This window comes from Streptomyces nanshensis, from assembly GCF_001751255.1.
In the GTDB taxonomy this organism is placed as follows: domain Bacteria; phylum Actinomycetota; class Actinomycetes; order Streptomycetales; family Streptomycetaceae; genus Streptomyces; species Streptomyces nanshensis_A.
Genome location: NZ_LJGW01000198.1, coordinates 1 through 11,914, shown reverse-complemented (window position 1 = coordinate 11,914; position 11,914 = coordinate 1). Strand labels below are relative to the sequence as shown.

Genomic DNA, 11,914 nt, shown 5'->3' with positions numbered 1-11,914 from the left:
CCGGCGCCCCGGCGCAGCGGATCGCCGCACTCGACGGCACGGCACGCGCCGCCGAACTGCTGCGTGTGGTCCGCGAGCACGTCTCGGCGGTGGCCGGGCACGCCGACGCCGCCGGAGTCGACCCGGAGCGCCCCCTTCAGGAGCTCGGTTTCGACTCGCTGATGTCCGTGGAACTGCGCAACCGGCTCTCCACCGCCGTCGGCACCCGGCTGCCGGCGACCCTCGTCTTCGACCACCCCACGGCCGCCTCCCTCGCCGCCCGCCTGGACCGCGAACTCGCCGGACCGGCCGAGCCCGTGACCAGCCCCGCCCGTACCGCCACGGCCTCCCACGACGAACCCATCGCCATCGTCGGCATGGGCTGCCGCTTCCCCGGCGACGTCTCCTCCCCCGAGGAGCTGTGGCGGCTGGTCGACGAGGGCCGCGACGCGATCGCCCCCTTCCCCGCCGACCGCGGCTGGGACCTGGCCAACCTCTACGACCCCGACCCGCAGCGGACCGGCCGCACCTACGCGCGCGAGGGCGGTTTCGTCACCGACCCCGCCGCCTTCGACGCCGCGTTCTTCGGCATCTCGCCGCGCGAGGCACTGGCCATGGACCCGCAGCAGCGGCTGCTGCTGGAGACCGCCTGGGAGGCGGCGGAACACGCCGGGATCGACCCGCAGCAGTTGCGCGGCAGCCACACCGGGGTCTTCGCCGGCGTGATGTACAACGACTACCTCAACCGGCTCAACGGCATCCCCGACGGCCTCGAAGGCATCATCGGCATCGCCAACAGCAACAGCGTGATGTCCGGCCGGCTCTCCTACCTGCTCGGCCTGGAGGGCCCGGCCGTCACCGTCGACACCGCCTGCTCCACCTCGCTGGTGACGCTCCACCTGGCCTGCCAGTCGCTGCGGCAGGGCGAGTGCGACCTGGCCTTCGCGGGCGGTTCGACGGTGCTGGCCTCGCCCAACATCTTCGTGGAGTTCAGCCGGCAGGGCGGCCTCGCCCGGGACGGCCGCTGCAAGTCCTTCTCGGCCGACGCGGACGGCACCGGCTGGGCCGAGGGCACCGGCGTCCTCGTCGTCGAGCGGCTCTCCGACGCCCGGCGGCTCGGACACGAGGTGCTGGCGGTCGTCCGCGGGTCCGCGGTCAACCAGGACGGCGCCTCCAACGGGCTGACCGCCCCCAACGGCCCCTCACAGGAACGCGTCGTGCGGGAGGCGCTGGAGCGCTCCGGACTGGCACCCTCCGAGGTCGACCTCGTCGAGGCGCACGGCACCGGCACCCGGCTCGGCGACCCCATCGAGGCCCAGGCGCTGATGAGCGTCTACGGGGCCGGACGCGACGCGGAGCGGCCCCTCCACCTCGGCTCGCTGAAGTCCAACATCGGCCACACCCAGGCCGCGGCCGGCGTCGCCGGCGTCATCAAGACGGTGATGGCGCTGCGTCACCGGACCCTGCCGCGCACCCTGCACGCCCAGGCCCCGTCCCCCGAGGTGGACTGGTCCTCCGGAACCGTGGCCCTGCTCGACGAGGCCCGTTCGTGGGCCACGGGCGCCGCGCCGCGCCGCGCGGGCGTCTCCTCGTTCGGCATCAGCGGCACCAACGCCCACGTCCTGCTCGAAGAGGGCGACCCGGTCACCGCCACGGAGCCCGCCGAGCCCGCCACCGTGCCGGTGGTCCTCTCCGCCCGTACCCCGGAGGCACTGCCCGCACAGGCACGGGCCCTGCACGCCCACCTGCTGGACGCACCCGGCCTCGGCCCCGCCGACGTCGCCGGGCCGCTGACCACCGCACGCTCCGCCTTCGAACACCGGGCCGCGGTCGTCACCGCCGGCCGGCAGGAGCTGCTCGACGCGCTGGCCGCCCTCGGCGACCCGCAGGCCGTCGCCCCGGCCGGCACCGCCGCCGGCACGGCGGCGGACGGATCCGTCGCCATGCTCTTCCCGGGCCAGGGGTCCCAGTGGCCCGGCATGGCCCGCGAACTCCTCGACGCCGACGCGGTGTTCGCCGAGTCGATGCGCGCCTGCGCCGACGCCATGGACCCGCTGGTGGACTGGTCGCTGCTGGACGTGGTGCGCAGCACCGACCAGGAGGCCCTCGCGGACGTGGACGTCGTCCAGCCCGTCCTCTTCGCCGTGATGGTGTCCCTGGCCCGCGTGTGGCAGTCCTGCGGCGTCACCGTCGACGCCGTGGTCGGCCACTCCCAGGGCGAGGTCGCCGCGGCCTGCGTGGCCGGGGCGCTCTCGCTCGCCGACGGTGCGCGGGTGGCCGTCACCCGGTCCAGGCTGCTGCGCGAACTGTCCGGCACCGGCGGCATGGTCTCGGTGGAACTGCCCGTGACCGATCTGGAGCCCTGGCTCGGCGACGGACTGTCGGTCGCCGCCGTCAACGGCCCCGACTCCACCGTCGTCTCCGGAGGCGACGAGGAACTGCGGGCGCTGATGGCCAGGGCCGAACGCGAGGACGTACGGGCCCGCCGCATCGACGTGGACTACGCCTCGCACTCCGCGGGGATGGAGGTGCTACGGGACCGGCTCGTCGCCGAACTCGACGGCATCGCACCGCGCGACGGCACCGTGCCGCTGTACTCCACGGTCACCGGCACCCGGCTCTCCGGCAGCGAACTCGACGCCGCCTACTGGTACCGCAACCTGCGGGAGACCGTGCAGTTGCAGACCGCGGTCGAGGCGCTGGTCGCCGACGGCCACCGGTTCTTCGTCGAGTCCAGCCCCCACCCGGTCCTCACGGTCGGCCTCAGCCGGACGCTGGACGGCCGGGGCGCCGTCCTCGGCACGCTGCGCCGGGGCTCAGGCGGCCGCGACCGGATGCTGCTCTCCCTCGCCGAGGGCTGGGTGCAGGGGCTGCCCGTACGGTGGAACGACGCCGTACGGCCCGCCGGCCGCGCCGAACTGCCCACGTACGCCTTCCAGCGGGAGCGCTTCTGGCTCGACCCGCAGGACGCCCCGGCGGCGCTGTCCGGGACCGACGCCCGCTTCTGGGACGCCGTCGACCGCGAAGATCTCGACGAGCTGGCCGCCCAGATCGGCCCGGCGGACGGGCTGACCAGCGTGCTGCCCGCACTGGCCCGCTGGCGTCGCGAGAGCCGCCGGCAGTCGGTGCTGGACGACTGGCGGTACGCCGCCGCCTGGCGCCCGCACCCCGCGGAGCCCGGCGACAGGCCGTCCGGCCCCTGGCTCGTCCTGGACACCGGCACCGACGCCGCCGAACACCTCTGCGCGCTGCTGACCGCCGCCAAGCTCGACGTGTGCCGGCTGACACTGGAGCCGGACGGGACCGGCCCCGCCGTGCTCGCCGCCCGGGTGGCCGAGCAGGGGACGGAGCAGGGCACCGTGTTCGCCGGGGTCGTCTCCCTGCTCGCGCTGGACGAGCGCCCCCACCCCGAACTGCCGGGCATGACCGTCGGCCTGGCGCTCACGGTCACCGCCGTGCAGGCGCTCCAGGACACCGACGCGCCCCTGTGGGCGGTCACCACCGGCGCCGTCGGCACCGAGGACCAGGCCCCCGAGCACCCCGCCCAGCACCAGATCTGGGGCCTGGGCCGGGTCGCCGCGCTGGAGTTCCCCCGACGCTGGGGCGGACTCGTGGACCTGCCGGCCGAACCGGACGAGGACGACGTCGCGTCGCTGCTCGGCATCCTCGCCGGAGCCGGAGCGGAGGACCAGTGGGCGGTGCGCGCCGGCGAGGCCCGGGTACGCCGCCTCGTACGCCACCGCCGCCTGGCCGGCGGGACCAGCCCGGCCTGGCAGCCCGAGGGCACCGTGCTGATCACCGGGGCCAGCGGCTCGCTCGGCCCGCACCTGGCTCGTTCGGTGGCCGCCCGCGGCGCCCGCCACATCGCTCTGCTCAGCAGGCGCGGCGACCAGGCGCCCGGCATGACCGAGCTGTCCGCGGAACTCGAGGAGGCCGGCACCGCGGTCACCGTGCTCCCCTGCGACGTGCGCGACGCGGAGGCGCTGGAGGCTGCGCTGGGGACCCTGGCCGCCGAGGGGCACCGGGTGACCACCGCCCTGCACGCGGCGGCCCATCTGGACATCGCACCCCTGGCGACCACCACCCTGGAGGAGTTCGCCGAGGTGGTGCACGCCAAGGTGGACGGGGCGACGCATCTCGCCCGGCTGCTCGACCCGGCACATCTGCGCGAACTCGTTCTGTTCTCGTCCATCGCCGGGGTGTGGGGGAGCGGTGACCACGGCGCCTACGCCGCCGCCAACGCCTTCCTCGACTCCTTCGCGGAGCAGCAGCGCGCGGCGGGAGTGCCGGTCACATCCGTCGCCTGGGGCATCTGGGACGAGCAGATCACCAAGGAACGCACCGACGCCGACGCGGTGCTCCGCAGGGGACTGCCGTTCATCGACCGCGACACGGCGTTCGAGGGCCTGTACCAGACGCTGGCCGACGAGGAGGCGTTCGTGGCCCTGGCCGCCGTGGACTGGCCCACCTTCGTGCCGGTCTTCACCTCCGGGCGCGACACCCGGCTGCTGGCCGAGATCCCCGAAGCGGCGACCGGGCCCGCCGCCGTGCTGGACGAACCGGGCGCGGAGGGCGGCGCGCTGCGGGAACGGCTGGCCGGACTCTCCCCGGCGGACCGCTCCCGCACCATGGTCGAACTCGTCCAGGCGCACGCCGCCAGCGTGCTCGGGCACAGTGGCGACGGCACGGTCGGCAGCGACGCCGCCTTCCGGCAGGCCGGGTTCGACTCCCTGCTCTCCGTCGAACTGCGTAACCGCCTGGCCGCCGCCACCGGCCTCGCGTTGCCGCCGACCTTGGTGTTCGACTACACGACGCCGGCCGAGCTGGCCGGACACCTGCTGGAGCTGCTGACCGACGGTGACGGGACCTCCGAGGAGGCGCTGCTGTCCCGGATCGACCAGTTGGAGGCCGACATCCGCCGGTCGCTCGACGGCGAGACCGTCCGCGGGCGTCTCGCCTCGCGGATCGGCGCCCTGATGACCGCCGTCCGCCCGCCGCAGACTTCGGACGACGACGGTCTGGTGTCCGCCGACAGCACCGAGGAACTGCTCGACCTGCTCGACCAGCAGTTCGGCGAAGCCTGAGCCCGGTCGGCGGGAGAGCGCCTGGGGGAGAGAGCCGGCAGGCGTGAGCCGGAACAGGAACCGGAACAGGAAAAGGGGAGAGGGGGAGAGGGGTGAAGGACGAGAGATGAGGACGACGCCGCGGAACCCGGCCCGCCCACGCGTGGACCGTGCACGCGGCGCCGCGGGCGGCATCGTCCCAGGACGGTGGGGGCGGCCACCCGGCATGCGGAGCTCCGCCGGACCGCCCCCGGAGACTTGACCCTGGCAGCTCTCGATGTGCCAGACTCCACGATCAAGTGAGGCCACTCATGGGGGCGTTGAGGGCGCACCGGACCCGTGGAACGGTCCGGGCCACCCGATGCGACCCCCAGAGCACAGGCAGAAGAGCGCGCTGGCACCGGACCTGGCAGGGCACGGCGGGACAGGACGGAACGCGCATCACCCCGGGCAAGGTGCGCCGGGACGGAAACGGCGAACTGACCGGGAGCACGCATGGGCAACGCTGGACGTACGGGCACGAGCGGCGGTCGCCTCGGACACACGCTCTCCGGGCTCGCCGTGGCGCTGGGCTGTCTGCTGTTCCTGGGCGGCTTCGTCGCCGGAGCCGTGCTGTACCAGCCCTACACCGTGCCGACGGACTCCATGGACCCCACCGTCAAGGCGGGCGACCGCGTCCTCGCCGAACGGATAGACGGCGGGGACGTGCGCCGCGGCGACGTCGTCGTCTTCCAGGACTCCGTGTGGGGCTCCGTACCGATGGTCAAGCGGGTCGTGGGCACCGGCGGCGACAAGGTCAAGTGCTGTGACAAGCAGGGACGCCTCTCGGTCAACGGCGAGACGCTGCGCGAGCCCTACCTCAAGGACACCGGCCCCGACTCCCAGCCGCCCTTCAAGGCGACGACGGTCCCGCAGGGCAAGCTCTTCCTCCTCGGCGACCACCGCATGGACTCCGTCGACTCCCGCGTCCACCTCGAGGACGGCGACCACGGGGCCGTGCCCCGCACCGCCGTGAACGCCCGCGTCGACGCCGTCGCCTGGCCCATGAACGGCCTCGGCATGCTCACCCGGCCCGCCGGATTCGCCACACTGCCCGGCGGCACGTCCGACCCCGGGCCGCTCCAGCCGCTGCTCATCGCCATCGTCGCCGGGGCCGCCCTGATCCTGGGCGGTGCGGCCTACGGGCCGATAGCGCGGCGGGCCGGACGGGGCACTCGCGGCTGACGCACAATGGGGGCACGCACGGCTGAAGGGGAACTGCCATGAGCGCCGAGGACCTCGAGAAGTACGAGACCGAGATGGAGCTGAAGCTCTACCGGGAGTACAGGGACGTCGTCGGTCTTTTCAAGTACGTGATCGAGACGGACCGGCGGTTCTACCTCACCAACGACTACGAGATGCAGGTGCACTCCGTACAGGGCGAGGTCTTCTTCGAGGTCTCCATGGCCGACGCATGGGTGTGGGACATGTACCGCCCCGCCCGGTTCGTCAAGCAGGTACGGGTCCTGACCTTCAAGGACGTGAACATCGAGGAGCTCAACAAGAGCGACCTCGATCTGCCTGAGAACTCGGGCTTCAAGAGCTGAGGGCTGAGGGCTGCGCCGGAGCAGCCTGCCGGACGGCGGTTCGGCAGGCCGGGCTGAGCCCAAAGCGCCGGTGCCGGCCCGGAACCGCTGTCGTACGGGACGCTGAGCACACCTGCGGGTGACGGCTTTGTCCACAGGAAGCCGGTTATCCCCCGTAAATCTCCTTGATCATCTGACGCCCGCCACCGCTGTCACAGTCAGTGACGGAGGTGGTGCCGATGAGCGCCCGTAAAGCCCTCGGCCGCTACGGCGAGGATGTCGCAGCGCGGAAGCTGCGCCAGTCGGGAATGGCAGTGCTGGAACGGAACTGGCGCTGCGCCGAAGGAGAACTCGACATCGTCGCGCGTGACAAGGACGCGCTCGTCATCTGCGAGGTCAAGACCCGCCGTGCCGGACGCGGCGGCACGTTCGAGCACCCGATGTCCGCCGTCACACCGGCGAAATCGGCCCGGCTGCGCAGACTGGCGTCCCGCTGGCTGACCGAACGGTGGCTAAGCAGATACGGACGGCCACCGTGCGGCGGCGTCCGGATCGACCTCGTCGGCGTGCTCCTGCCGGAACGCGGAGCCCCCCTGATCCAGCACGCACGAGGGGTGGCCTGATGGCGTTCGCCCGCACCTGCTCCGTCGCGCTGGTCGGCGTCGAAGGCGTCGTCGTCGAGGTCCAGGCCGACCTCGAACCAGGAGTCGCGACCTTCACGTTGGTCGGCCTGCCCGACAAAAGCCTTACCGAAAGCCGCGACCGCGTACGCGCCGCCGTCGTCAACTCCGGCGCGGACTGGCCCCAGAAGAAGCTCACCGTCGGGCTCAGCCCCGCCGCCGTCCCCAAGAGCGGCAGCGGATTCGACCTCGCCGTCGCCTGCGCGGTCCTCGGCGCCGCCGAACGCATCGACCCGCGCAGCATCGCCGAGCTGATGATGCTCGGCGAACTCGGACTGGACGGGCGCGTACGTCCCGTCCGCGGAGTGCTGCCGGCCGTGCTCGCCGCGGCCGACGCGGGCTACCGGCACGTCGTGGTGGCGGAAGAAGCCGTCCCGGAAGCCTCCCTCGTCCCCGACGTCACCGTCCTCGGGGTACGCAGCCTCCGGCAGCTCATCGCCCTGCTTAACGACGAGACGATCCCCGAGGAGACACCGCCCGAGGGCCTGCCCCCGGAGGAGACCGACTCCGGCCGGAGCCCCTCGGCACTCGCGCTCCCAGGCCACGGCTGGACGGCGCCCGGCATCGTACGCCGCACCGAACACCCCCTCGACATGGCCGACGTCGCAGGACAGACCACCGCCCGCAGGGCCCTCGAAGTCGCGGCGGCCGGAAGGCACCACATCTTCTTCAAGGGCCCGCCCGGCGCGGGCAAGACGATGCTTGCCGAACGCCTCCCCGGGCTCCTCCCGCCCCTGACGTCACAGGAGTCACTGGAAGTGACCGCAGTGCACTCGGTGGCCGGAGCGCTCCCACCGGGACAGCCCCTGATCAGCCGCTCCCCTTACTGCGCCCCGCACCACTCGGCGACCATGGCGTCCCTGGTCGGCGGCGGCTCCGGACTGCCACGCCCCGGAGCCGTCTCCATGGCACACCACGGCGTGCTCTTCCTCGACGAGGCCGCGGAATGCAGCGCGCGCGTCCTCGACGCCATGCGGCAGCCACTGGAGTCCGGACACGTCGTGGTCGCACGGGCCTCCGGGATCATGCGCATGCCCGCACGCTTCCTGCTCGTCCTCGCCGCCAACCCCTGCCCCTGCGGACGGCACGGCATGAAAAGCGGAGCATGCGAGTGCCGCCCCGCGTCCATCAGACGCTACCGGGCACGGCTCTCCGGCCCCCTGATGGACCGCGTCGACCTCAGAGTCCACGTCAAACCGCTCTCCCGGTCCGAACTCGCGGGCCTGCACGGGGAGTCGGAGAGCAGCGCCACCATCGCCGAACGCGTGCTCACCGCCCGGGAACGCGCCGCCGACCGCTTCGCGCAGACCCCGTGGACGGCCAACAGCGACGTCCCCGGACATGAACTGCGCACCCGCTGGCCCCCGGAACCGGGAGCCCTCAACCGAGCCGAGGAAGACATGGAACGCGGCCTGCTCACCGCACGCGGCATGGACAGAGTGCTGCGCGTGGCCTGGACGGTCGCCGACCTCGCCGGACACGACCGCCCCACCGCCCAGGACGTCGAGTGGGCCCTCGAACTGCGCACAGGCATCAGACGCGGCATGCCCGCACCCGCCGCGACGGCCCCCGTACCGGAGAAGCAGCCATGACCACCGAGGCGTACGGCCGCCCATCCGCCGCCCGTACCGGGACCGAGCCCAGGACCGAACCCGGAACGGAACCCGAACCCGGAACGGAACACGAACTCGCGGCGGAAGCCGGAGAAGAGGAGGAACCCGGCGCCGAAGAGCGGCTCGCACGCGTCGCGTTGACCCGCATCGCCGAACCCGGCGACGAAACAGCCGGACGCTGGCTGCGGACCCACGGCGCCCAGGAAGTGGTCCGCGCCCTGCACGAGGACGACGAACCACTGCCCGGAGTCGACGAACAGCGCTGGGCCGTACTGCGCGCCCGCGCCCGACGCGCCCGTCCCGAGGCCGACTTGGCCGCCGTCGACGCCGTCGGCGGCCGCTTCCTCTGCCCGGGAGACCGCGAATGGCCCCGCCAACTCGACGCGTTGGGCGCCACCAGACCCATCGGACTGTGGGTCCGCGGCGCTCCCCATCTGCGGTTCTGGGCCCTGCGTTCGGTCGCCGTGGTCGGAGCCCGGGCCTGCACCGAGTACGGCGTCCACGTCGCGGCCGTCCTCGGGGCGGGCCTGGCGGAACGCGGCTGGACGGTGGTCTCCGGAGCCGCCTACGGCATCGACGGCGCCGCACACCGCGGAGCACTCGCCACCGGCGGAGCCACCGTCGGTGTCCTCGCCTGCGGAGTCGACGTGGCCTACCCGCCCGGCCACGCCGAGCTGATCTCCCGCATCGGCGAACAAGGCCTGCTGCTCGCCGAGTTGCCGCCGGGCGACCACCCGCTACGCAGCCGCTTCGTCCTGCGGAACCGCGTGATCGCCGCGCTCACCCGCGGCACCGTCGTCGTCGAAGCCGCCCTGCGCAGCGGCTCGTTGTCGACCGCACGCCACGCACGGCGGCTCGGCAGATTCATCATGGGCGTCCCCGGGCCCGTCACCTCCGGACTGTCAGCCGGAGTGCACGAACTGCTGCGACAGGAAGGCAGCGTCGTCACGGACGCAGCCGAAGTGATCGAACTCGTCGGCGACATGGGCGAACTCGCCCCACCCCGGCGCGGACCCTCCGTCCCCCGCGACGTACTGCCCGGCGAGGCCGCGACGGTGCTCGACGCACTGCCCGCACGCGGCCCCGTCGACGCCGCGCAACTCGCACGCACCGCAGGCGTCACCACCGACACCGCGGTGGTCAGACTCCGGGAACTGTGCGCGCTCGGATTCGTCGAACGCCAGGGCGCCGGCTGGCAGTTGAGCAAGCCCCAGACCCACAGCAACAACGTTGGGCACACCATCGAGTGATGAGGCGGTCCTTGACCTGCGGCTATCGAATGAAAGGGTGATCCGTATGCCTTGTGCCCGCCCCACCCGCCCCCGACGGCCAGTTCTGGGCGCTGCCGCCGGAGTAACTCCCGGGTGCGGACAGCGGAACGTATCTGCGCATGCCGGAGCACGCGTTCATCGCATATTGCGACGCTGTGGTCACGCTACGCTCACACCCCCCATGGAAGAGGCACCCGGTCACGCAAGCGGTACCGCCGCGTGACGACCACTCTGCAGAAACGGCTCACGGCACGAATGCCCCAGCACATCTCCGGGCCTGAACGCTCCGGCAGCGCAGCGCCGCCGGTCGCAACCGAGAACACCTCACTCGGTGCCGACCACAGTGCGCTCGACGAGCTGTGGCGTTCGTACAAGGAGACGGGCGACGAGAGCCTGCGGGAACAGCTGATCCTGCACTACTCACCGCTCGTCAAATACGTCGCCGGACGAGTAAGCGTCGGCCTGCCCCCCAACGTGGAACAGGCCGACTTCGTCTCCTCCGGAGTCTTCGGACTCATCGACGCCATCGAGAAGTTCGAGCCGGAACGCTCCATCAAGTTCGAGACGTACGCGATCACACGCATCCGCGGCGCGATGATCGACGAACTGCGCGCCCTCGACTGGATCCCCCGTTCCGTCCGGCAGAAGGCACGCGCCGTCGAACGCGCCTACGCCACCCTGGAGTCGAAACTGCGGCGCAGCCCCTCCGAGTCCGAAGTCGCGGCGGAGATGGGCATCCCGCTGGAAGAACTGCACGGTGTTTTCAGCCAGTTGTCGCTCGCCAACGTCGTCGCCCTCGAAGAACTGCTGCACGTCGGCGGCGAAAGCGGCAGCGACCGGCTCAGCCTCATGGACACCCTCGAAGACACCGCCGCGGACAACCCGGTCGAAGTCGCCGAGGACCGCGAACTGCGGCGCCTGCTGGCCCGCGCCATCAACACCCTTCCGGACCGCGAGAAAACGGTCGTGACGCTCTACTACTACGAGGGACTGACCCTGGCGGAAATCGGCCAAGTGCTCGGCGTCACCGAGAGCCGCGTCAGCCAGATCCACACGAAGTCCGTCCTGCAACTCCGCGCAAAGCTCGCCGACGTCGGTCGCTGAATCGGTCCTTCCCTCCGTAAGGTGGGGGCGTGCCTAGGATTCGAGCGGCCTCAGTGGCCGAGCACCGGACGATGCAGCGCTCAGCCCTTCTCGACGCTGCCCGTGCACTGCTGTCCGAAGGCGGCACCGAGGCGCTGACCTTCCCGGCCCTCGCACAGCGCACGGGGCTCGCGCGCTCGTCGGTCTACGAGTACTTCCGCTCCCGCGGAGCAGTCGTCGAAGAACTCTGCGCCGTCGACTTCCCCGTGTGGGCCGCCGAGGTCGAGATGGCCATGGCCGCGGCGGAGTCGCCGGAAGCAAAGATCGAAGCGTACGTACGGCAGCAACTCGCGCTCGTCGGAGACGGGCGGCACCGCGCCGTCGTCGCGATCTCCGCGGGCGAACTGGACGCCGGCGCACGGGAGAAGATCCGCGCCGCGCACGGCGGCCTCGTCGCCATGGTCGTCGAGGCGCTCCGCGCGCTCGGACATGAGCAGCCCAGACTTGCGGCGATGCTTCTGCAAGGCGTCGTCGACGCGGCAGTACGGCGCATCGAACTCGGCGCGGCCGAAAGTCCCGAGGAGATCACGGAAGCGGCGGTGAAGCTGGCGCTGGGCGGGGTCTGCGACTGAACCCAACTCCGGGGGCCCGCCCCCCCCC

8 protein-coding genes are annotated in these 11,914 nt (G+C 72.3%); all 8 read left to right on the top strand.

Annotated features, from left to right (window positions below):
* On the top strand, nucleotides 1–5,063 hold a 5,063-nt coding region (locus tag AN218_RS11860; RefSeq protein WP_141747538.1), incomplete at its 5' end, for a type I polyketide synthase.
* 474 nt (nucleotides 5,064–5,537) lie between these two features.
* The gene (gene lepB / locus AN218_RS11855) at nucleotides 5,538–6,266 is read left to right on the top strand and encodes a signal peptidase I (RefSeq protein ID WP_070016817.1); all 729 of its coding nucleotides are present in this window, start codon (nucleotides 5,538–5,540) and stop codon (nucleotides 6,264–6,266) included.
* 38 nt (nucleotides 6,267–6,304) lie between these two features.
* Nucleotides 6,305–6,628 carry a DUF2469 domain-containing protein gene (locus tag AN218_RS11850; protein ID WP_070016816.1) on the top strand — a complete coding sequence of 108 codons (324 nt, stop codon included), beginning with the start codon at nucleotides 6,305–6,307 and terminating at the stop codon, nucleotides 6,626–6,628.
* Between the two features lie 218 nt (nucleotides 6,629–6,846).
* On the top strand, nucleotides 6,847–7,230 hold the full coding sequence (locus AN218_RS11845) for a YraN family protein (RefSeq protein ID WP_070016815.1): 384 nt from the start codon (nucleotides 6,847–6,849) through the stop codon (nucleotides 7,228–7,230).
* Nucleotides 7,230–8,879 carry a YifB family Mg chelatase-like AAA ATPase gene (locus AN218_RS11840; protein WP_070016814.1) on the top strand — a complete coding sequence of 550 codons (1,650 nt, stop codon included), beginning with the start codon at nucleotides 7,230–7,232 and terminating at the stop codon, nucleotides 8,877–8,879. The genes AN218_RS11845 and AN218_RS11840 overlap by 1 nt, the downstream gene beginning before the upstream one ends.
* Nucleotides 8,876–10,150 (top strand): DNA-processing protein DprA, encoded by a 1,275-nt coding sequence (gene dprA / locus AN218_RS11835; protein WP_079132074.1) that lies wholly within the window; start codon nucleotides 8,876–8,878, stop codon nucleotides 10,148–10,150. The genes AN218_RS11840 and dprA overlap by 4 nt, the downstream gene beginning before the upstream one ends.
* A 276-nt stretch (nucleotides 10,151–10,426) precedes the next feature.
* A complete protein-coding gene (gene whiG, locus AN218_RS11830; protein ID WP_070016819.1) occupies nucleotides 10,427–11,275 on the top strand; it encodes an RNA polymerase sigma factor WhiG in 849 nt (282 codons plus the stop codon).
* Nucleotides 11,276–11,346: 71 nt separating this feature from the next.
* A complete protein-coding gene (locus AN218_RS11825) occupies nucleotides 11,347–11,886 on the top strand; it encodes a TetR/AcrR family transcriptional regulator (protein WP_070016818.1) in 540 nt (179 codons plus the stop codon).
* Nucleotides 11,887–11,914: the final 28 nt, after the last annotated feature.